Genomic DNA, 21,458 nt, shown 5'->3' with positions numbered 1-21,458 from the left:
CATGAACACCCCCCACGCGTCCACCAATTTCGATCAGGCCGAACTGGACAAGTTCGCCGCCCTCGCCAACCGCTGGTGGGACGTCGACGGCCCGCAGAAGCCGCTGCATGCCCTGAACCCGGTGCGACTGCAGTACGTCGCCCGGCGCGTGACCCTGCGCGGCGCCCGCGTGCTCGATATCGGCTGCGGTGGCGGCCTGCTCAGCGAAGCGCTGGCCAAGGAAGGCGCGGACGTGACCGCGATCGACCTCGCCCCGGAGCTGGTCAAGGTCGCACGCCTGCACGGGTTGGAGACCGGCGTCACCGTCGACTACCGCGTGCAGGCCGCTGAAGACCTGGCCGCCGAACAGCCGGGCAGCTTCGACGTGGTCACCTGTATGGAAATGCTCGAGCACGTGCCGGACCCGGGCGCGATCATCGCCGCCTGCCACCGCCTGCTCAAGCCCGGCGGCCAGCTGTTCCTCTCCACCGTCAACCGCACCCCGGCCGCGTTCGCCGTGGCGATTGTCGGCGCCGAGTACGTGGCGCGGTTGCTGCCCAAGGGCACGCACCACTACCAGGATTTCATCAAGCCGGCCGAGCTGGGCAAGTGGCTGCGCGAGGCCGATTTCAACCTGCGCGATGTCAGCGGTATGGCCTATGAGCCGTGGCGCAACCGTGCCCGCCTGAGCACGCGCACCGACATCAATTACCTGGCCCACGCGGTCAAGCCGGACGACGTCGCACGTGTCTGAGGCCGGTTTCCCGCCGGCGGTGCTGTTCGATCTGGACGGCACCCTGCTGGACAGCGCGCCGGACATGCTGGCCACCGCCAATGCGATGCTGGCCGCCCGCGGGCGCGCGCCGATCACCCTGGACGCGCTGCGCCCGGTGGTCTCCAAAGGCTCGCGTGCGATGGTCTCGGTGGCGTTCCCCACGCTGGGGCAGGTCGAGCGCGATGCGCTGGTGCCGGAGTTCCTGGAGCGCTACGAAGGCCTGATCGGCCAGCACGCCGTGTTGTTCGACGGCATCGCCGGCATGCTCGAGGCGCTTGATGCGGCCGGCTGTGCCTGGGGCATCGTCACCAACAAGCCCGAATACCTGGCCCGGCTGATCGTGCCGCAGCTGGGCTGGGAACAGCGCTGCAAGGTGCTGATCGGCGGCGATACCCTGGCCCAGCGCAAGCCGCATCCGCTGCCGCTGCTGATCGCCGCCGAACGCATGGGCATCGCCCCGGGCACCTGTGTCTATGTGGGCGATGACGAGCGCGACGTCGTCGCCGCCAACGCCGCCGGCATGGCCTCGGTCGCCGCGTTGTGGGGCTACCGGCTGGACGCCGACGATCCGCTGGCGTGGGGTGCCGACACCCTCGTCGCACTGCCCGAACACCTGCAACATGCCAAGGCGTGGCCGCTTCCGCGCACGCTCTAGCCTTTCAAGGAATACATCGTGAGTACTTCCAGCGCCCTGGACAGTTTCCTGGACAAGTGGCGGACCCGCTGGCCCGAGTGGCAGGTGGCCGAACGCTTCGTTCCCGAGCGCCAGCGCACCCTGGTGGTGGCGTGGTTCTCGCTGCTGCAGGAGTTCGACGACATCCTCAATACCGCCGGCGACCCGATGCCGTCCGATGCCAAGCTGGCGTGGTGGGGTGAGGAGCTGCGCAGCTGGTCCGTGCAGCGCTCGCGCCATCCGCTGGGCCGGGTGCTCGAGCCGGTCCGTGCGCCGTGGGCACAACTGGCCGAGACCCTGCCGGATCTGATCGAGGCGCGAGCTGTGCCGGTCGATCCGGCGCAGGCGCTGCGTTCGCTGCAGGCCTATGCGGCCGCGGTGGCCGCGGTGGAAGCGGTGATGTTCCAGGCGCCGGCGCGTGGCGATGTCGCCACCCCGGTGCTGGTGCAGACCCTGGCCCAGCGCCTGCACGAGAGTGGCGTCGCGGCCATTCCGCGTTCGCTGCTGGCCGAGGACGACAGCGCCGCGCCACGCCGGTGGGCGCAGCAGCTGCTGGCGAAGTGGCCAGCCCGGGTCGCAGGCCCGCGCCCGCGCCGTCTGTACGCCGCCCTGGCGCGCGCCCGGCAGAAGACCTGGGCGCAGGACCGCCAGTACCAGGCCACGCCGATGCGTACGCTGTGGCTGGCCTGGTGGGCGGCGCGCGGCTGACTGTTTCTGGTGGGTGCGGACCTTGGTCCGCACGCTCTGTGCGATCGTGCCGACCAGGATCGGCACCTACCACGGCGTTACTTCCGTTCCAGCACCAGCAGCGGATCGATGCGGGTATCGAACCAGTTCATGCCCCAATGCAGGTGCGGCCCGGTCGCGCGGCCGGTCGCGCCCACGGCGGCAATCACCTGACCCTGCTCAACCCGGTCGCCAACCTTCACGTCGATACGCGACAGGTGCAGGAAGTTCGAGCTGATCCCGAAGCCGTGATCGAGCAGCAGCGTGCCACCGGTCAGATACAGGTCGGGGCCGGCGAAGGTGACCACGCCCGCCGCCGGTGCCTTCACCGGGGTGCCGGTCGGCACCGCGATGTCCATGCCCGAATGGCCTGAGCCGGGCTGCCCGTTGTAGACGCGCGCATTGCCGAAGCGGCCGCTGATCCGGCCCTGGACCGGCCAGATGAAGGCCTGCGCGAAGTCGGCGCGGTTGTCATCGCGGGCACGCGCGGCGGTGACCTGGGCCTGCTCACGCTTGATCCGCTCGGCGATCGCCGGGGGTGGATTGACCGTTTTCGGCGGCACGCCGTTGACCCGCTCGGTCGGCCAGTCACGCGGGGTGACCGCAATGCTGACCGTCTCGCTGCCGCCGTCCGGGCGCTTCACCTGCACCTGCAGCGGGCCCTTCTCATCGCGGCCGATGCCGAACACCACGCTGCCGTACCCGCTCACGCGCAGGGTGCGGCCGCCGTACTGCACGACGCTGCCGGCCGGCACCTTGCCGATCACCATCGCGCCCTGCGAGGCACTGGCCGGGAACACCACGCGCGCCTCGGCCTGGGCCATGACGGGCGAGGGCAGCAGACTGCCCATCGCCGCGACGCCGGTGGCCGCCAGGGCCGCACTCAACAACCGTGCCCGCATCAGCGGTCGAAGCTCATGCGCTGGCCATTCGGCGAGCCCACCAGCTTCTCGCCATCCCATGCCAACTGCCCGTTGACCCAGGTCGAGGCGATGCGCGAGCGGAAGGTGGTGCCCTCGAAGGGCGACCAGCCGCACTTGGAGAGCACGTCTTCACGCTTGACGGTGAAGGGCACGTCCTCGACCAGCACCAGATCGGCGAAGTAGCCCTCGCGCAGGTAACCGCGCTGGCTGACGTCGAACAGCTGCGCCGGGGCATGCGCGAACTTCTGCACGACCTGGGTGATCTCCAGCTTGCCTTCGTGCACCAGCTCCAGCGCGGCCACGAGCGCGTACTGCACCAGCGGCAGGCCGGACGGCGCCTGTGCATAGGGCTTCTGCTTCTCTTCCCAGGTGTGCGGCGCATGATCGGTGGCGAGCACGTCGATCACGTCATCGGCCACGGCGCGGGTCAGCGCCTCGCGGTCGCTGGCTTCCTTGATCGCCGGGTTGCACTTGATCAGGTTGCCCAGGCGCGCGTAATCGCTGCGGTCAAAGCGCAGGAAATGGATGCAGGTTTCGGCGGTGATCTGCTTGCGGCTGCCATCGGCGCGGATCAGCGGGCCACGTTCGAACAGGGCCAGCTCATCGGCGGTGGAGATGTGCAGCACGTGCAGGCGGGTGCCATGCTTCTTCGCCAGCGACACGGCCAGCTCGGAGGACTTCAGGCAGGCCTCGCGCGAGCGGATGTCCGGGTGCTGCTCGGCACTGAGGGCATCACCGTACTTCTCGGCGTACTCCTTGGCCTTGGCGTCGATCATCGGCGTGTCTTCGCAGTGCGTGATGATCGGCGTGGGCGCATCGCGGAAGATCGCATCGAGCGTTTCCGGGTTGTCGACCAGCATGTTGCCGGTGGAGGCACCCATGAAGACCTTGATGCCCGGCGCCGTCTTGGGGTCCAGCGACTGGATGTGGGCCAGGTTGTCGTTGCTGGCGCCCATGTAGAACCCGTAGTTCGCGCGTGCACGGCCGGCGGCGGCATCGTACTTGGCCTGCAGGATCTCGGCATTGAGCGTGGGCGGGTTGGTGTTGGGCATGTCCATGAAGCTGGTCAGGCCCCCGGCGACGGCCGCGGCCGATTCGGTCGCGATGTCGCCCTTGTGGGTCAGGCCGGGCTCACGGAAATGGACCTGGTCGTCGATCATGCCGGGCAGCAGCCAGCGGCCGGCGGCATCGACCACGGTTTCGCCCGGACGGGCGTCCAGGCCGGGGCCGATCTGCGCGATGCGGCCATCTTCGATGCGCAGGTCGCCCTGGGTGATGGTGCCTTCGTTGACCAGGCGGGCGTTGACGATGAGCGTGGAGGACATTCAGTGTTTTCCTGTGCAGCGGCAGGCGGCGTCGTGCGCGGCGCGCGGCGGCACCTCGTCGATACCGCCGGGATGGAAGGGATGGCAGCGGCCCAGCCGGCGCGCGGCCAGCCAGCTGCCGCGCGCGGGGCCATGGGTGGCGATGGCTTGCATGGCGTATTCAGAACAGCTGGGCATGAAGCGGCAACGCGGCCCCAGCAGCGGGCTGATGAAGCGCTTGTAGAAGCGCAGCAGGGCGATGAGCAGGCGTGAGATCACCCCCCAATCTTATTCCAGTTGGCATGAAGGCCGCATTTGTCGCAGGATGGGGCGTTGGACCCGTCCGCACCCACGCGCGCGACGGGCCGCCCCGGCGGTATCGCCGGGTCAGGTACCGAACTGCGCACGTCGGCCCGCCAGCCAGGTGGACCGGTCGCACGCCTTGCGACTCCGGGGCTGAACGGAGTAGGCGGTGTGGTTGCTGCTGCTGGTCGGGTAGGCTATAAAGGCCCGCTTTCCCGGGCCCCGGGGAATCCAAGGAAGAGCGTTTCGTGGCTGCTAAAAAAACTGCAAAGAAGGCCGTCAAGGCCGCCAAGAAAACCGCCAAGCCTGTTGTAAAGAAGTTGGCGGCCAAGTCCGTTGCCAAGAAGCCGGCCGCCAAGCCGGTGGGCAAGCCTGCATCCAAACAACCGGCTGCCAGGACGGCACCCGTCAAGAAGGCGGCCAGCAAGTCGCCCGCCAAAGCCGTCAAGAAGGCAGTCGCCAAGAAGCCTGCTGCCAAGACGGTGGTGGCCAGGAAGACCGTCGCCAAGAAGGTCGTTGCCAAGAAGTCGACGGTCGCCAAGCCGGTTGCCACGCCCGCCAAGCGCGCGGCGGGCAAGCCGATGAGCAAGGCGCCCGTCAAGAAAACCGCTGCCAGCAAGACGGCGGCCAAGAAGACCGTGACGCCTGCTGCCGCCAAACCGGCATCCAAGCCGGCACCGGCGAAGAAGACCGCGGTCAAGCAGGCACCGGCCACGCCGGTGAAGGCCAGCAAGACCGCCAGCAAGCCCGTGGCATCCAAGCCGGCCGCCAAGCCGGTTGCAGCACCCGTAGTGAAGTCCGCACCGAAGCCGGCATCGCCGGCCCCGGCCAAGTCTGTCCCGGCCAAGAGCGCGGCCAAACCTGTCACCCCTCCGGCCTCCGCGCCGGCGCCGGTCGCAGCCGCCCCCGCCTCCAAGGCCCCGCAAAACAAGAATCCCGTGCCCGTTTCGAAATCGCCTGCAAAAACCCCCGCCAAGTCCGAGTCCGCCCCCAAGCCCGTGTCCCGCCCGGTCGGCAAGGTCGCCGTTGCCGTGGCAGCGCGTTCGGCCGCCCCGGCCCCGCGCACCAAGGTGAAGGTGGTGGAATACAAGACTGACGAAGCCACCGGTCGTCCGATCCTGCCCGACGGTTACAAGCCGAGCGCGGAAGAGGAATACATGAGCCCGCTGCAGCTGGAGTACTTCCGCCAGCGCCTGCAGCACTGGCGCAATGATCTGGTCGAGGAATCCAAGCAGACCATCGCGAATCTGCAGGAAGAAGTGCGTGACATCGGTGATGAGGCCGAGCGCGCCACCCGCGAGACCGAGAACTCGCTGGAACTGCGTACCCGTGATCGTTACCGCAAGCTGATCGGCAAGATCAACAGCACGCTGAAGCGTCTGGAAGACGGTGACTACGGTTTCTGCGTGGATACCGGCGAAGAGATCGGTCTGGATCGTCTGGAAGCCCGTTTGACCGCTGAGCGCACGATCGATGCGCAGGAGCGTTGGGAGCACCTGCAGAAGCAGCAGGGCGACTGATCGCGCTGTTGGTTGTGCTGTTCTACGAAAAACCCGGCTTCGGCCGGGTTTTTTTTGGCCGTATCCTCAATGCAGATCGCGCAGATTCAACCGCCGCAGCGTCGGATTCTTCCAGGCCGTGATCCCGGCCACGCTCAACACCGCAAAGCCCCCCAGCACCACCGCCGGGACCAGCCCCAGCAGCTTCGCCATCGTGCCCGCATAGAACGCGCCCAACTCATTGGACGAACTGATGAAAATGCCATTGATCGACGACACCCGCCCGCGCATCTCCTCCGGCGTCGCCAACTGCAGAATCGTCGAACGTACCACCACCGAGACACCATCGAAGGCACCGTAGAACAGCAGGATCGCCGCCGACAACCAGAAATTCGACGACAACCCGAACCCGATCACGCACAGCCCGAAACCGGCCACCGCGAACAACAGCACGCGCCCCGCATTGCGCTGCAACGGGCGACGCGCCAGCCACAGGCCCACGCATACCGAACCCAGCGCCGGCGCCGCACGCAGCACGCCCAGGCCTTCCGGGCCGTGGTGGAGGATCTCGTGCAGGAACGCCGGCAGCATCGCCACCACCCCGCCGAGCAGCACCGAGAACATGTCCAGCGCCATCGCCCCGACCATGATCCGGTTGCCCAGCACGAAGCGGCCGCCCTCGGCGATGCTCTTGAAGATCGGCGCCGCCGGGCCCGTATGCACCGGCTCGGAGACACGCAGCGCCGCCAGGCAGCCCAGCGCGATCAGCGACACGCCGACCGCCACGCCGTAGGCCACCCCCTTGCCGCCCCAGGCCACCAGCACGCCGCCCAGCGCGGGGCCGGCCACCATGCCCGCCTGGAACACCACCGCGCCCAGGCCCGCGCCGCGCGCGTACTGGGTGCGCTCCAGCACACGGGCGAACAGCGCGTTGTAGATCGGCGAGAGGAACGCGCGGACCATGCCGGTCAGTGCGATCGCCGCGTAGATCGGCCACACCCCGTGGAACGGCAGCCAACCGTGGGCCACCGCGGTGAGCACCAGCGCGGTCATCACCAGCCCGCTGCAGGCGACCATGCCCAGCCGGCGGCGGGGCAGGTGGTCGACCAGGTAGCCGGCAAATGGCGCCACGCAGAAGAATGGCAGTACCTCGGCCAGGCCGATCAGGCCCAGCGAAAACGGATTGCGGGTGACTTCGTAGATATGCCAACCGACCGTCACCGCGACGATCTGGTAGGAGAGCATCGCGAAGATGCGATACGCCAGCACCAGCGAAAAGCCCGGGCGGGCCAGCAGTTGCAGGGCGCTGTCGGGCTCCTGCGGATCGGCGGAGGGCGTCACGACTGCGCTTGCGCGGTGTCGCGGATGAAGGCCAGCATCGCCGCCACGCCGTTGCTGCGGGTCGGCGAGAGGTGACGCGACAGCCCGATGTCCTGGATGTAGCTTGGCTCGGTGGCCAGGATCTCGGCAGCGGAACGGCCCGAGTACACGCGCAGGGCCAGGTAGATCAGCCCGGAGACGATCGCCGAATCACTGATCGCGTGGAAGCGCAGGGCCTCGGCGTTGCCCTCCGGCACGATCCAGACCATGGACTGGCAACCGAGCAGGCGGTGCGCTTCGGTTTTCCATTCTTCCGGGAAGGTGGGCAGCTTGCGGCCCAGGTCGATCAGGTACTGGTAGCGCTCGGACCAGTCACCGAAGAACGCGAATTCCTCGGCGATGGCAGCCTGGGCTTCGGCGGCGGTGGGTTCGAGCGGGAACGGGGAGGTGGGGGTCATGGGGGCTCCGGGTCGGTGTTCGCCGTCCGTGGGTGACCGTGCGTTTGCGGGGGAAGCAGCCTGGCCGTCCGTGGCCGGGCCTGTGTCGTGGCGACGCCCGGCGGACCGGGCAGTGTCTGGCAGCGCCCGACGGTCAGCCGGGCGGCCGTTCAGCGTTTGCGCGACCAGCGCACGCCCTGGGCGGTGTCTTCCAGCACGATGCCTTCGGCGGCCAGCTGGTCACGGATCGCATCGGCGCGGGCGAAGTCACGCGCCTGCTTGGCGGCGGCGCGTTCGTCGATCAGGGCCTGGATGGCCGCATCGTCATCGGTACCGCCTGCAGTACCGAACCATGCGGCGGGATCCTGCTGCAGCAGGCCCAGTGCCAGACCGGCGCCGAGCAGGGCGGATTTCCAGTGCGCCTTGTCGGCGTCGCCGGCCCTGCGTGCCTCGCCGGCGATGCGGGCCAGCTCGGCCAGTGCCTGCGGCGTGTTGAGGTCGTCATCCAGCGCGGCCTCGATCTCGGCCGGAATCACCGCAGCAGCCTCCACGTCGACCAGGTCGCGCAGGGTGCCGTACAGGCGGTCCAGCGTACGCACAGACTGCTCGATCAGCGCGTCGGACCAGTCCAGCGGCTGGCGGTAGTGGGCCGACAGCAGCGCATAGCGCAGCGCCTCGGGGGCATGCTGGCGGACCAGGTCGTGCACGCGCTCGATGTTGCCGATCGACTTGCTCATCTTGGCGCCGCCGAAGTTGAGCATGCCGTTGTGCAGCCAGAACCGGGCGAACGTCTGCCCGCCGTGCGCGCACTCGCTCTGCGCGATCTCGTTTTCATGGTGCGGGAACTGCAGGTCCACGCCGCCGGCATGGATGTCGATGGTCGGCCCCAGATGCGCGGCAGCCATCGCCGAGCACTCGATGTGCCAGCCCGGGCGGCCACGGCCCCACGGCGATGCCCAGCCCGGCAGGTCGTCGCTGGACGGCTTCCACAGCACGAAGTCGCCCGGGTCGCGCTTGTACGGCGCCACGTCGACGCGCGCGCCGGCCAGCATCTCGTCCGGGTCGCGGCGCGAGAGCTTGCCGTAATCGGCGTAGGAGCTCACCGAGAACAGCACGTGCCCCTCGGCGGCATACGCATGCCCGTTGCCGATCAACTGCTCGATCATCGTGATGATGTGCGGGATATGCGCGGTGGCTTCCGGCTCGATGTCCGGCGGGACCACGCCCAGCGCGGCCATGTCCTCGCGGTAGGCGGCGGCGAAGCGGTCGGTGATGGTGCTGATCGGGACCTGCTGCTCGCGCGCGGCCGTGTTGATCTTGTCATCCACGTCGGTGATGTTGCGGGCATAGCGCAGGCCGCCGAAACGGCGCCGGAGCACGTCGGCCAGCACCCCGAACACCACCGGGCCACGGGCGTTGCCGATGTGGACGTAGTTGTAGACGGTGGGGCCGCACACATACAGGGTCGGACAGGTCGGATCGAGCGGGGTGAACGGTTCGAGCTGGCGTGTCAGGTTGTTGTGCAGGCGCAGGGTCATGAGGGTCGGGAGCGGGGGTAAGCGGTCGATTTTAGAACGTGTCGGGGCCTTTGGGGGGATGCGGGGCAGGGCATGCAGGCGTTCGCGTCACCACGGCCGCCGGCTGAAGGCTTCAGCCGATCGGCCCCGTGGAGGCGGCCCCGGGGCCGCGGCTGGGGCCCGACCTATGGGCATACGCGTCACGGAAGGGTAATGTTCAGCCCCTTGTGCCTGGCACTGCCTAAACTATCCCCCTTGTCCTTTTCCTTGTTGCCAATGAAATCCGCTTCGTTGTTGACGCTGGTCTGCCTGCTCGGAAGTGCCGCCTTCGGGGCGTGCGCCCAGGACGGTGAGGTGCGCAACCGGGTGGTGATCGTGGAGAACGTCAAGTTCGACTACGCCCAGGTGCTCAACGTGGAGCCGGTCTTCCAGACCCTGCGCGCCACGCGTACCGAGGAGCACTGCGAGCCGGTCTCCACCCGCACGCTGGCTCCGGTCAACGTCACCGGCGAAGAGCCGCAGGAAGACAAGGGTCGTTTCGGACGTTTCATGGATTCGGTGCGCTCGATCTTCCGCCGCGAAGATGGCAGCACCGATGAGAGTGGCTATTCGGAAACCGTCGTGGTGGAGGCCGCGCCGGCCAATACCGGTCCACTGCTGACCCGGGACTGCAAGATCATTCCGGTGGGCCGTGAGTTCCGCCGCCCGATCGCCTACGACGTGGACTACGTCTACAAGGGCACCAAGTACCGCTCGCGCCTGCCCGAAGACCCGGGCAACCGGCTCAAGATCCGGGTCTCGATCACCCCCTGGGTCGGCAATGAACAGGCCGGCGGCGCCAATCCGTGACCCCTTCCGTCGCCCCATCGGCGACACCTTCAAACTGAATTTCCATTCAGGCCTTGCACCCACCCCGGGTGCATGCAAAGATGGGCGGCCATGAAACTCACCGACTTCCAGCACGACACCAGCGCCGCCCGTATGGCTACGGGCATGACGTCGCGTGCCCGCCGACCGGAACCCCACATTTTCGCTGGGTAACCGGAGCTTCGTGCTGTCTGTTCGGAAAACCCAGCCCCCGCGCTGGGTTTTTTCGTTTCTGCGATCTGAAAAGTTTCATCTGTATGTGTTTTGTTGAGCCCTGACCGCGCCCCGGCGCCCCCAACCCCCGCCGGAAACGGTGGAAAACCAGCCGCAAAGGATCGATCGATGTCCCTGAAGCACTTCCTGAACACCCAGGACTGGAGCCGCACCGACCTGGATGCCCTGCTGACCCAGGCCGCGCTGTTCAAGCGCAACAAGCTGGGCGACGAGCTCAAGGGCAAGTCGATTGCCCTGGTGTTCTTCAACCCCTCCATGCGTACCCGCACCAGCTTCGAGCTGGGCGCGTTCCAGCTGGGCGGCCACGCGATCGTGCTGCAGCCGGGCAAGGATGCCTGGCCGATCGAGTTCAACCTGGGCACGGTGATGGACGGGGATACCGAAGAGCACATCGCCGAAGTGGCCAGGGTGCTGGGCCGCTACGTCGACCTGATCGGCGTGCGCGCGTTCCCGAAGTTCATCGACTGGACCAAGGACCGCGAAGACGAAGTGCTCAAGAGCTTCGCCAAGTACTCGCCGGTGCCGGTGATCAACATGGAAACCATCACCCACCCGTGCCAGGAACTGGCCCATGTGATGGCGCTGCAGGAACACTTCGGCACCCAGGACCTGCGCGGCAAGAAGTACGTGCTGACCTGGACCTACCACCCCAAGCCGCTGAACACCGCCGTGGCCAACTCGGCGCTGACCATCGCCACCCGCATGGGCATGGACGTGACCCTGCTGTGCCCGACCCCGGATTACATCCTGGATGAGCGCTACATGGGCTGGGCCGAGCAGAACGTGGCCGAGAGCGGTGGTTCGCTGCAGGTGAGCCATGACATCGCCAGCGCCTACGCCGGCGCCGATGTCGTCTACGCCAAGAGCTGGGGCGCGCTGCCGTTCTTCGGCAACTGGGAGCCGGAGAAGCCGATCCGCGACCAGTACAAGCACTTCATCGTGGACGAAGCCAAGATGGCGCTGACCAACAACGGCGTGTTCAGCCACTGCCTGCCGCTGCGTCGCAACGTGAAGGCCACCGACGGCGTGATGGACTCGGCGCAGTGCATCGCGATCAACGAGGCTGAAAACCGCCTGCATGTGCAGAAGGCGATCATGTCGGCGTTGGCAGGACGATAAGCAGCACGGCGGCCGTAGAGCCACGCCATGCGTGGCTTCGCGGCGCCCAACGAATAGCAGCCACGCATGGCGTGGCTCTACCGCCTCGAAAAACGCATTCCACATTGCATTCCCACTTGGACCTGACCCCCATGAGCAAGAAAGACATCGTCCTGGCCTTCTCCGGCGGACTCGACACCAGCTTCTGCGTGCCCTACCTGCAGGAGCGCGGCTACAACGTGCATACCGTGTTCGCCGACACCGGCGGCGTGGATGACGAGGAGCGCGATTTCATCGAGAAGCGTGCGGCCGAACTGGGCGTCACCAGCCACGTCACCGTCGACGGCGGTCCGGCCATCTGGAGCGGTTTCGTCAAGCCGTTCGTGTGGGCCGGTGAGGGCTACCAGGGCCAGTACCCGCTGCTGGTCTCGGATCGTTACCTGATCGTGGACGCCGCGCTCAAGCGCGCCGCCGAACTGGGCACCAACATCATCGCCCACGGCTGCACCGGCATGGGCAACGACCAGGTCCGCTTCGACCTGGCCGTGAAGGCACTGGGCGACTACCAGATCGTCGCCCCGATCCGCGAGATCCAGAAAGAACACACCCAGACCCGCGCCTACGAGCAGAAGTACCTGGAAGAGCGCGGTTTCGGCGTGCGGGCCAAGCAGCAGGCCTACACCATCAACGAGAACCTGCTCGGCCTGACCATGTCCGGCGGCGAGATCGACCGTTGGGAAGCCCCGGGCGAGGGTGCCCGCGGCTGGTGCGCACCGCGCAGCGAATGGCCGGAACAGGCCCTGACGGTCACCCTGAAGTTCGTCGAAGGCGAAGCGGTCGAGCTGGACGGCAAGGCGCTGCCGGGTGAGCAGATCCTGGCCAAGCTCAACAAGCTGTTCGCCCCGTACGGCGTGGGCCGTGGCGTGTACACCGGCGACACCGTGATCGGCCTGAAGGGCCGCATCGTGTTCGAAGCGCCGGGCCTGGTTTCGCTGCTGGCCGCGCACCGCGCGCTGGAAGATGCGGTGCTGACCAAGCAGCAGAACCGCTTCAAGCCGGACGTGGCGCGCAAGTGGGTGGAGCTGGTGTACGAAGGCTTCTACCACGACCCGCTCAAGACCGATATCGAGGCCTTCCTGAAGTCCTCCCAGGCCAAGGTCAACGGCGAAGTGGTGCTGGAAACCCGTGGTGGCCGTGTGGACGCCGTTGCGGTGAAGTCGCCGCACCTGCTCAACACCAAGGGCGCCACGTATGCACAGTCGGCCGACTGGGGCGTGGAAGAGGCGGAAGGCTTCATCAAGCTGTTCGGCATGAGCTCCACCCTGTACGCGCAGGTGAACCGCTAAGGCGATGCACCGGGGTGCCGGCCCCTGGCCGGCGCCTCGCAACGCCGATCGATGGTAGTGCCGGCCGCTGGCCGGCGCGTGGCACGGCTGGATCATTGCAGAGCCGGCCAGCGGCCGGCACTACCGATGTTGAACCCTACGGATACTCAGACACATGCTTGAACAGACACTCGATCACCTGCGGCAGCTCGTGTCCTTCGACACGCGCAACCCGCCGCGTGCGATCACCACAGGCGGCATCTTCGATTACCTGCGCGCGAACCTGCCCGGGTTCCACGTGGAGGTGCTCGACCATGGCGACGGTGCGGTCAGCCTGTATGCGGTGCGTGGCACGCCGAAATATCTGTTCAATGTGCACCTGGATACCGTGCCGGACTCGCCGCATTGGACGGCCGACCCGCACGTGATGCGGCGAGCGGACGATCGCGTGATCGGGCTGGGCGTGTGCGACATCAAGGGCGCTGCGGCGGCCCTGGTGGCCGCGGCCAACGCCAGCGATGGCGATGCCGCGTTCCTGTTCTCCAGCGACGAGGAGGCCAACGACCCGCGTTGCATCGCCGCCTTCCTCGCCCGGGGCATTCCGTACGAAGCGGTGCTGGTCGCCGAGCCCACGATGAGCGAAGCGGTGCTCGCGCACCGTGGCATCAGTTCGGTGCTGATGCAGTTCACCGGCCGGGCCGGGCATGCCTCGGGCAAGCAGGATGCGGCCGCCAGCGCATTGCACCAGGCGATGCGCTGGGGCAACCGCGCGCTGGACCATGTCGAGTCGCTGTCGCACGCGCGCTTTGGCGGGCTGACCGGCCTGCGCTTCAACATCGGGCGCGTGGAAGGCGGCATCAAGGCCAACATGATCGCACCCGCGGCCGAAGTGCGTTTCGGCTACCGCCCGCTGCCGTCGATGGATATCGATGCGCTGCTGGCCACCTTTGCCGGTTTTGCCGAACCGGAGGCCGCGGTGTTCACCGAGACCTTCCGCGGGCCCAGCTTCCCGGCCGGCGATATTGCCGAAGCAGAAAACCGCCGTCTGGCCGCGCGTGACGTGGCCGATGCCTTGGATATCCCGATCGGCAACGCGGTGGATTTCTGGACCGAGGCCTCGCTGTTTTCGGCCGGCGGTTACACCACGCTGGTGTACGGCCCGGGCGACATCGCCCAGGCCCACACCGCCGATGAGTTCGTGACGCTGGAGCAGCTGCAGCGTTACACCGAGTCCGTGCACCGCATCATCGCGCACGGCGCCTGATCGAATGACGCCGTCGTGGTCCCCCACTGACGGAACTCCCATCGCGGCTGCGGCCGCCTGCGACGATATCGAAATGCCTTCTTCCCAGCCCCACCGCCAGACCCGTCAGACCATCGTGCGCCTGCTCTCGAGCATGGCCAGCGCGAAGGAGATCAGCCAGTACCTCAAGCGTTTCTCGCAGCTGGACGCCAAACGCTTCGCCGTGGTCAAGGTCGGCGGCGCGGTGCTGCGCGATGACCTGGACGCGCTGACCTCCTCGCTGTCGTTCCTGCAGGAAGTCGGCCTGACCCCGATCGTGCTGCATGGTGCCGGCCCGCAGCTGGACGCCGAGCTCTCGGCGGCCGGCATCGAGAAGCAGACCGTGAACGGCCTGCGCGTGACCTCGGCCGAAGGCCTGGCGATCGTGCGCCGGGTGTTCCAGGCCTCCAACCTGCAGCTGGTTGAAGCGCTGCAGCAGAATGGCGCGCGCGCGACTTCGATCACCGGGGGCGTGTTCGAAGCCGAGTACCTGGACCAGGACACCTACGGCCTGGTCGGTGAGGTCAAGAAGGTCAACCTGGCCCCGATCGAGGCCAGCCTGCGCGCCGGCTCGATCCCGGTGATCACCAGCCTGGGCGAGACCCGCTGCGGGCAGATCCTCAACGTCAACGCTGATTTCGCCGCCAACGAGCTGGTGCAGGAACTGCAGCCGTACAAGATCATCTTCCTCACCGGCACCGGCGGCCTGCTGGATGAAGAGGGCAAGGTGATCGACTCGATCAACCTCTCCACCGAGTACGACCAGCTGATGCAGCAGCCGTGGATCCATGGCGGCATGCGGGTCAAGATCGAACAGATCAAGGACCTGCTGGATCGGCTGCCGCTGGAATCCTCGGTCTCCATCACCCGCCCGGCGGACCTGGCCAAGGAACTGTTCACCCACAAGGGCTCGGGCACGCTGGTGCGCAAGGGCGAGAAAGTGCTGCGCGCCACCCGCTGGGACGAACTCGATCTGCCGCGCCTCAAGCAGCTGATCGAATCCAGCTTCGGCCGCACCCTGGTGGCGGATTATTTCCAGAAGACCAAGCTGCTGCGTGCCTACGTCAGCGAGAACTACCGCACCGCGGTGATCCTCACCGATGAAGCGGAAGGGGTCTACCTGGACAAGTTCGCCGTGCTGGATGACGCGCAGGGCGAAGGCCTTGGCCGCGCGGTCTGGAATGTCATGCTGGACGAAACCCCGCAGCTGTTCTGGCGCTCGCGCAACGGCAACCCGATCAATCACTTCTATTACGCCGAATCCGATGGCTGCTACAAGCAGGGCCACTGGAAGGTGTTCTGGTTCGGCGCCGATGGCTTCGACCGCATCAAAGCGTACGTCGAGCATTGCGCCGCACGCACCCCCAGCCTGGAGGGCTGAACCCGATGAATCTTGCCGATTGGACCAAGGTCCCCACGCTGGCCGGCACCCATGCCCGGCTGGAGCCGCTGCAGATGGCGCATATCGATGGCCTGCGCGGCGCACTGGGGGATGGCACCTTGTCCAAGCTCTGGTACACCCAGGTGCCGAGTGCGAAGACCATGACCGCCTATGTCCAGGCCGCGCTGCAGGCGCAGGCCGAGGGCAAGGTGTTGCCGTTCGTGGTCCTCAACGATGCCGATGAAGTGGTCGGCACCACCCGCTACTACGATCTGGACGCCGAGGTGCCGCGCCTGAGCATCGGCTACACCTGGTATGGCGAAGCCGCCCAGCGCACCGGCATCAACACCGAAACCAAACTGATGCTGCTCACCCATGCCTTCGAGCGGCTGGAATGCCTGAGCGTGGTGTTCGAGACCAGCTGGTTCAACGTCACCTCGCGCACCGCGATCGCGCGGCTGGGCGCCAAGCAGGACGGCGTGCTGCGCAACCACAAGCGCCACCCGGACGGCACCCCGCGCGACACCGTCATCTTCTCCATCATCGATGCGGAATGGCAGGGGGTGAAACGCCACCTGCAGCACCGCCTGGACGCACACGCATGAGTACCAAGATCTTCACCGTCGGCATCGTCGGCGCACGTGGCCACACCGGCGCCGAGCTGATCAAGCTGATCGCCGCCCACCCGAGCCTGCAGCTGGGCTTCGTCTCCTCGCGCGAGCTGGCCGGCCAGCGCGTGAGCGATCACCACGGCGACTGGCAGGGTGAGCTGCAGTTCGAAAACCTGGATGCAGATGCCGTCGCTGCAAAGGGCATGGACGCGGTGATCCTGGCGCTGCCCAATGGCCTGGCCGCACCGTTCGTCGCCGCGCTGGATGCGGCCAGGCCGGACACGGTGATCGTCGATCTGTCGGCCGATCACCGCTTCGAGCCGAGCTGGTATTACGGCCTGCCGGAGCTGACCCGGGGCGACTACCTGGGCCAGAAGCACATCAGCAATCCGGGCTGCTACGCCACCGCGATGCAGCTGGCGATCAGCCCGCTGCTGCAGCAGCTGGCCGGCCCGCCGCAGTGTTTTGGTGTGTCCGGCTACTCCGGCGCGGGCACCACGCCCTCGGACAAGAACAATCCGGAACTGCTGCGTGACAACCTCATGCCGTATGCGCTGACCAACCATGTGCACGAGCGCGAAGTCACTGCGCACCTGCGCGTGCCGGTCGAGTTCATGCCGCACGTGGCGCCGCATTTCCGTGGCATCACCATGACGGTGAACCTGTGGCTCAACACGGTAGTCAAGCGCGAGGATGTGATCGCGCTCTACCAGAAGTATTACGCCGATGAGGCGCTGATCGAGGTGCTCGACGAAGCGCCGTGGGTCAGCCAGATCGCCGGCCGGCATGGCGTGCAGATCGGCGGCTTCGACGTGGCCCCGGGCGGCAAGCGCGTGGTGGTGGTGGCGACCCTGGACAACCTGCTCAAGGGCGCGGCCACCCAGGCCATGCAGAACCTCAACCTGGCGCTGGGTCTGGACGAACTGGCCTCGATCCCGCACTGATTCCCACGGCGCTGCGCGGCCCCCTGCGCGCGCCCTGACAACCCGGCGGAGCGACTCCGCCTATGGAGCAAGACATGGCAGACCTTCTGTGGCAGAAGCCCGGCGTGGCGGTAGACGCCAAGATCCAGACCTTCCTGGCCGGCGATGATGTGATCCTGGACCGCGAGTTCTTCCTCTACGACGTGGCGGCCAGCAAGGCGCACGCGCAGGGCCTGGAGAACATCGGCATCCTCGGCAATGACGAGCGCATCGGCCTGCAGCGCGAGCTGGACGTGCTGGCCGAGGATTTCCGCAGTGGCGCGTTCGTGCTGGATGAGCGCTTCGAGGATTGCCACTCGGCGATCGAAGCGCGCCTGACCGAGCGCCTCGGCGATGCCGGCCGCAAGATCCACACCGGCCGCAGCCGCAACGACCAGATCCTGGTCGCCACCCGGCTGTGGCTGAAGGACAAGCTGCTGCGCGTGGCCGAACTGAGCCGCGAGATCGCCAAGGTCTCGCTGGATCGCGCCGAGGCCGAGAAAGACCTGCCCGTGCCCGGCTACACCCACATCCAGCGCGCCGTGGTGTCCTCGGCGGGCATGTGGTGGGCCGGCTGGGCCGAGGCCTTCATCGACAACGCGATCCGCGCGCACGACACGTTCAACCTGGTCGATGCCAATCCGCTCGGCACGGCCGCCGGCTACGGCGTGAATCTGCCGCTGGACCGCGCGCATACCACTGAAGCGCTTGGCTTTGCGCGCATGCAGATCTCGCCGATCTACGCGCAGCTTTCTCGCGGCAAGTTCGAACTGGCGGCGCTGGAAGCACTCGGCGGCGCCACCCTGGACCTGCGCCGCATCGCATGGGACCTGTCGCTGTTCACCAGCGGCGAGTTCGGCTTCGTGGCGTTGCCGGCGCAGTACACCACCGGCAGCTCGATCATGCCGAACAAGCGCAACCCGGACGTGATCGAACTGATGCGCGCCACCCATGCCAGCGTGGCCGCGGCCCGCACCGAGATCGAGCAGCTGCTGTCGCTGCCCTCGGGCTACCACCGCGATCTGCAGAGCAGCAAGGGCGCGATCTTCCACGGCTTCGGCCGCGGCCTGGCCGCGCTGGAACTGCTGCCGGCGCTGCTGGCCAACCTGGAATGGCGCGACGACAAGCTGTGCGCGGCGATCGACTCGGGCATGTACGCCACCGATGTCGCGGTGGAGGCAGCCGTGGCCGGTGTGCCGTTCCGCGAGGCCTACAAGGCTGCCGCCGCGGCGGCGGACACGGCAGGGCAGGGGCGAACCCCCGAAGGCAGCCTGGCCGCGCGCGTATCGCCCGGCGCGGCGGCCGACCTGCGGCTGGATGAACTGCGCGCCCGCTGGGCGGCACTGGTGTGATCACGACGGCGGCCGCAAGGTCGCCGTTTTTGTAACGTCTTGCCGGGTGCTGCCCGGGAAAGGATCTCTATGAAAACCTGTTACCTGGTGATGGTCACCCGTACGCCGGACTTCCGCGATGAGGTCGGTGCCGAACACGCGCGTTTTCTCGATGAGGTGCGTGCCCGCGGGCAGCTGCTGCTGACCGGTGGCTTCACCGACAAGAGCGGCGGCGCTTACGTGCTGCAGGACATCGCTGACCTGACCGCTGCGCAGGCGCTGGTCGACAGCGATCCGCTGCTGGTGCACGGCAGCGCCACCGCCCGTATCCACGAATGGAGCACGCGCTGAGCGCGCCGACCACATGAACCAGCCCGTGCCTTCGCCGTTTACCGAACAAGCCGTCCCGCAGTGGAAACGCGCCGTACTCAAAGTGGGCAGCAGCCTGCTGGCCGCTGACGGCGGCGGCCTCTCGCCACGCCACGCGCTGGGCCTGGCCCAGTTCGTCTCGGCCAACGTATTGGCTGGGCGCGAGGTGGTGATCGTATCCTCCGGCGCGGTTGCGGCCGGCCGGGCAATCGTGCCGCGCGCGCTGGAAGCCGGCGCGGCGATGGCAGCGCGGCAGGCGCTCGCCGCGCTGGGCCAGGCACAGCTGATCGGGCTCTGGCAGCGCTTTTTCGAACGCCCGGTGGCGCAGGTGCTGCTGACCCATGATGACCTGCGCAATCGCCGCCGTTACCTCAACGCCCGCGCCACGCTCAACGAGCTGTTGCGGTTGGGCGCGCTGCCGGTGGTCAACGAGAACGACACCGTCTCGGTGGATGAGCTCAAGCTCGGCGACAACGACAACCTCGCTGCGACCGTAGCCGCGTTGATCGACGCCGATGTGCTGTTCATCGCCACCGATATCGACGGCCTGTACAGCGCCGACCCGCGTCGCGATCCGCAGGCACGGCCGATCCATGACGTGCCCGAGTTGACCGTGGAGGTCCTGGCGATGGCCGGCGGCGCCGGCAGTGGCGCCGGTACCGGTGGCATGCATACCAAGCTGGAAGCCGCGGCCAAGGCCGGGCGGGTGGGCATCGAGACCTGCCTGTTCAACGGGCGCAGTGCCGAGGTGGTGCGTGCGCTCAGCCAGGGGCGGTTGTTCGGCACCCGCATCCATGCCGCGCAGACCCGGGTGGCCGCGCGCAAGTACTGGCTGCGGCACGCGCCGCTGGAGCCGGGCGCGATCCTGGTCGATGCCGGCGCAGCCGATGCCCTGCGTGGCAAGGGTGCCTCGCTGTTGCCTGGCGGGGTGCTGGGCGCCGAGGGCGACTTCCGCCGCGGCGACATGGTCGAGATCCGGCAACGCAGCGAGTCCGGCGAGGTCTGCCTGGCCCGCGGCGTCAGCCAGTATTCGGCCAGCGACATCCGCCGCGTCGCCGGGCGCCACTCGCGCGACATCGAGAGCGTGCTGGGCTACAACTACGGTGGCAACGTCATCCACCGCGACGATCTGGTGTTGCTGTAAAGCGTAAGAACATCCACGGTAGAGCCACGCCATGCGTGGCTGCGCAACCTGGGTCCGTTCGACATCCCCCGGCCACGCATGGCGTGGCCCTACCGTTTTTTCCGAGGATATTGAGATGGTCGCCAGCTCCACCACCGACATCCGCAGCCAGGCGCTGGCCTGCCGGGACGCTGCCCGGCAGCTGGCGCAGTTGTCTGCGTCGGCCAAGGCCGATCTGCTCGACGCGATGGCCGCCGCGCTGGAAGCCGATACCGATGCGATTCTCGCGGCCAACGCCCGCGATCTTGCGGCGGCGACGGAAAAGGGCATCGGCACCGCGATGCTGGACCGCCTGGCACTGAACCCGCAGCGTCTGGCCGGTATCGCCGCCGCGCTGCGCGAGGTCGCTGCGTTGCCCGATCCGGTCGGGCAGGTGACCCGCGATGACGTGCGTCCCAATGGCATCCGGGTGCAGAAAGTGCGCGTGCCGCTGGGCGTCATCGCGATGATCTACGAAGCGCGCCCGAACGTGACCGCCGACGCCGCCGCGCTGTGCATCAAGGCCGGCAACGGCGTGATCCTGCGCGGTGGCTCGGAGGCGATCCACTCCAACACTGCCATTGCCGCCTCGCTCAAGCGCGCGCTGCGCGAGGCGGGCGTCGCCGATGCCGCATTGACCCTGGTGGAGGATCTGCGCCGTGAGACCATGCTTGCCCTGCTGCAGCTCAACGATGTGATCGATCTGGCGATTCCGCGTGGTGGGGAAGGGTTGATCCGCTTCGTGGCCGAGCATGCCCGTGTGCCGGTGATCAAGCACTACAAGGGTGTCTGCCATCTGTACGTGGACCGCGCCGCCGACCCCGCGCTTGCGCTGCGCCTGCTGGTGGATGGCAAATGCAGCCGACCCTCGGCCTGCAACTCGCTGGAGACGCTTCTGGTCCATGCCGACCTCGCGCCGAGCTTCCTGCCGCTGGCCGCGCAGGCACTGGCCGAGCGCGGCGTGCGGGTGCGCGCCGACGCGGTGGCGCGGCAGCGGCTGCCCGATGCCGAGCCGGCCAGCGAGGAGGATTACGCCGCCGAGTATCTGGATCTGATCATCGCCGTGCGCGTGGTCGATGACCTCGAACAGGCACTGATGCATATCCAGCAGTACAGCTCGGACCATACCGAAGTGATTGCCACGGAAGACGCCGCGGCAGCCGAGCACTTCGTGCATGCGCTGCGCTCGGCGGTGGTGATGGTCAACGCCTCCTCGCGCTTCTCCGACGGGGGCGAGCTGGGCCTGGGTGCGGAGATCGGCATCTCCACCACCCGCCTGCACGCCTATGGCCCGATGGGGCTGGAGGCGCTCACCGTCGAACGCTTCGTCGTCCGCGGCGAAGGCCAGACGCGCGCGTGACCCGGTAGAGCCGGCCGCTG

At 67.5% G+C, this 21,458-nt stretch carries 21 protein-coding genes; 15 read left to right on the top strand and 6 right to left on the bottom strand.

Going from position 1 to position 21,458, the window contains the following annotated elements; all coding sequences use genetic code 11:
* Position 1: 1 nt before the first annotated feature.
* The 3 genes from ubiG to NJD74_RS09905 are packed head-to-tail and all read left to right on the top strand — an operon-like array spanning position 2 to position 2,135.
* Positions 2 to 733 (top strand): bifunctional 2-polyprenyl-6-hydroxyphenol methylase/3-demethylubiquinol 3-O-methyltransferase UbiG, encoded by a 732-nt coding sequence (ubiG, locus tag NJD74_RS09915; RefSeq protein WP_070425550.1) that lies wholly within the window; start codon positions 2 to 4, stop codon positions 731 to 733.
* Entirely contained in the window at positions 726 to 1,409 is a 684-nt protein-coding gene (locus tag NJD74_RS09910; RefSeq protein WP_319624074.1) for a phosphoglycolate phosphatase, read from the top strand. Before ubiG ends, NJD74_RS09910 begins: the two co-directional genes overlap by 8 nt.
* Positions 1,410 to 1,427: 18 nt before the next feature.
* The gene (locus tag NJD74_RS09905) at positions 1,428 to 2,135 is read left to right on the top strand and encodes a squalene/phytoene synthase family protein (protein WP_319624073.1); all 708 of its coding nucleotides are present in this window, start codon (positions 1,428 to 1,430) and stop codon (positions 2,133 to 2,135) included.
* A gap of 77 nt (positions 2,136 to 2,212) precedes the next feature.
* Here NJD74_RS09905 and NJD74_RS09900 read toward each other — a convergent pair whose 3' ends face one another.
* From NJD74_RS09900 to yidD, 3 genes are read right to left on the bottom strand one after another with little or no spacing between them, the layout of a single operon-like run.
* Positions 2,213 to 3,055: a M23 family metallopeptidase gene (locus NJD74_RS09900; protein ID WP_026069721.1), complete on the bottom strand. Its 843-nt coding sequence runs from the start codon at positions 3,053 to 3,055 to the stop codon at positions 2,213 to 2,215.
* The gene (locus tag NJD74_RS09895) at positions 3,055 to 4,401 is read right to left on the bottom strand and encodes a dihydroorotase (RefSeq protein WP_046273205.1); all 1,347 of its coding nucleotides are present in this window, start codon (positions 4,399 to 4,401) and stop codon (positions 3,055 to 3,057) included. The genes NJD74_RS09900 and NJD74_RS09895 overlap by 1 nt, the downstream gene beginning before the upstream one ends.
* Entirely contained in the window at positions 4,402 to 4,659 is a 258-nt protein-coding gene (yidD, locus tag NJD74_RS09890) for a membrane protein insertion efficiency factor YidD (protein ID WP_019182827.1), read from the bottom strand.
* A gap of 272 nt (positions 4,660 to 4,931) precedes the next feature.
* Here yidD and dksA point away from each other — a divergent pair, with 272 nt between their 5' ends.
* Positions 4,932 to 6,203, top strand: a complete 1,272-nt coding sequence (gene dksA / locus NJD74_RS09885) for an RNA polymerase-binding protein DksA (RefSeq protein ID WP_319624072.1) — start codon at positions 4,932 to 4,934, stop codon at positions 6,201 to 6,203.
* Positions 6,204 to 6,269: 66 nt separating this feature from the next.
* Here dksA and NJD74_RS09880 read toward each other — a convergent pair whose 3' ends face one another.
* The 3 genes from NJD74_RS09880 to cysS all read right to left on the bottom strand — a co-directional run bounded on the left by NJD74_RS09880 (position 6,270) and on the right by cysS (position 9,477).
* Complete coding sequence (locus tag NJD74_RS09880; RefSeq protein WP_319624071.1) at positions 6,270 to 7,523, bottom strand: MFS transporter; 1,254 nt, start codon at positions 7,521 to 7,523, stop codon at positions 6,270 to 6,272.
* Positions 7,520 to 7,960, bottom strand: a complete 441-nt coding sequence (locus tag NJD74_RS09875; RefSeq protein WP_070470164.1) for a SufE family protein — start codon at positions 7,958 to 7,960, stop codon at positions 7,520 to 7,522. Before NJD74_RS09875 ends, NJD74_RS09880 begins: the two co-directional genes overlap by 4 nt.
* A 149-nt stretch (positions 7,961 to 8,109) precedes the next feature.
* Positions 8,110 to 9,477 carry a cysteine--tRNA ligase gene (gene cysS, locus NJD74_RS09870; RefSeq protein ID WP_070470161.1) on the bottom strand — a complete coding sequence of 456 codons (1,368 nt, stop codon included), beginning with the start codon at positions 9,475 to 9,477 and terminating at the stop codon, positions 8,110 to 8,112.
* 255 nt (positions 9,478 to 9,732) lie between these two features.
* On the opposite strand from cysS, the gene NJD74_RS09865 reads away from it, so the two are divergent.
* The 11 genes from NJD74_RS09865 to NJD74_RS09815 all read left to right on the top strand — a co-directional run bounded on the left by NJD74_RS09865 (position 9,733) and on the right by NJD74_RS09815 (position 21,438).
* Entirely contained in the window at positions 9,733 to 10,305 is a 573-nt protein-coding gene (locus NJD74_RS09865) for a hypothetical protein (RefSeq protein WP_070425542.1), read from the top strand.
* 360 nt (positions 10,306 to 10,665) lie between these two features.
* Positions 10,666 to 11,676: an N-acetylornithine carbamoyltransferase gene (locus NJD74_RS09860; RefSeq protein WP_019182833.1), complete on the top strand. Its 1,011-nt coding sequence runs from the start codon at positions 10,666 to 10,668 to the stop codon at positions 11,674 to 11,676.
* Positions 11,677 to 11,807: 131 nt separating this feature from the next.
* Complete coding sequence (locus NJD74_RS09855) at positions 11,808 to 13,001, top strand: argininosuccinate synthase (RefSeq protein WP_019182834.1); 1,194 nt, start codon at positions 11,808 to 11,810, stop codon at positions 12,999 to 13,001.
* Positions 13,002 to 13,155: 154 nt separating this feature from the next.
* Positions 13,156 to 14,244: an acetylornithine deacetylase gene (locus NJD74_RS09850; RefSeq protein ID WP_319624070.1), complete on the top strand. Its 1,089-nt coding sequence runs from the start codon at positions 13,156 to 13,158 to the stop codon at positions 14,242 to 14,244.
* Between the two features lie 73 nt (positions 14,245 to 14,317).
* Positions 14,318 to 15,643, top strand: coding sequence for an acetylglutamate kinase (locus tag NJD74_RS09845; RefSeq protein ID WP_070470155.1), 1,326 nt, complete (start codon positions 14,318 to 14,320; stop codon positions 15,641 to 15,643).
* A gap of 5 nt (positions 15,644 to 15,648) precedes the next feature.
* The gene (locus NJD74_RS09840; RefSeq protein WP_019182837.1) at positions 15,649 to 16,248 is read left to right on the top strand and encodes a GNAT family protein; all 600 of its coding nucleotides are present in this window, start codon (positions 15,649 to 15,651) and stop codon (positions 16,246 to 16,248) included.
* Positions 16,245 to 17,198, top strand: coding sequence for an N-acetyl-gamma-glutamyl-phosphate reductase (gene argC, locus NJD74_RS09835; protein ID WP_019182838.1), 954 nt, complete (start codon positions 16,245 to 16,247; stop codon positions 17,196 to 17,198). The genes NJD74_RS09840 and argC overlap by 4 nt, the downstream gene beginning before the upstream one ends.
* 74 nt (positions 17,199 to 17,272) lie before the next feature.
* Positions 17,273 to 18,568 carry an argininosuccinate lyase gene (argH, locus tag NJD74_RS09830; protein WP_070470152.1) on the top strand — a complete coding sequence of 432 codons (1,296 nt, stop codon included), beginning with the start codon at positions 17,273 to 17,275 and terminating at the stop codon, positions 18,566 to 18,568.
* Between the two features lie 69 nt (positions 18,569 to 18,637).
* Positions 18,638 to 18,898, top strand: a complete 261-nt coding sequence (locus NJD74_RS09825; RefSeq protein WP_019182840.1) for a YciI family protein — start codon at positions 18,638 to 18,640, stop codon at positions 18,896 to 18,898.
* A gap of 13 nt (positions 18,899 to 18,911) precedes the next feature.
* The gene (gene proB, locus NJD74_RS09820; RefSeq protein ID WP_102788033.1) at positions 18,912 to 20,060 is read left to right on the top strand and encodes a glutamate 5-kinase; all 1,149 of its coding nucleotides are present in this window, start codon (positions 18,912 to 18,914) and stop codon (positions 20,058 to 20,060) included.
* Between the two features lie 115 nt (positions 20,061 to 20,175).
* Complete coding sequence (locus tag NJD74_RS09815) at positions 20,176 to 21,438, top strand: glutamate-5-semialdehyde dehydrogenase (RefSeq protein WP_319624069.1); 1,263 nt, start codon at positions 20,176 to 20,178, stop codon at positions 21,436 to 21,438.
* Positions 21,439 to 21,458 lie beyond the last annotated feature (20 nt).

The organism is Stenotrophomonas sp. RG-453 (assembly GCF_033843685.1).
Taxonomy (GTDB): Bacteria; Pseudomonadota; Gammaproteobacteria; order Xanthomonadales; family Xanthomonadaceae; genus Stenotrophomonas; species Stenotrophomonas bentonitica_A.
The sequence above is the reverse complement of the archived record's forward strand: the minus strand, read 5'-3'. Positions and strand labels throughout refer to the sequence as shown.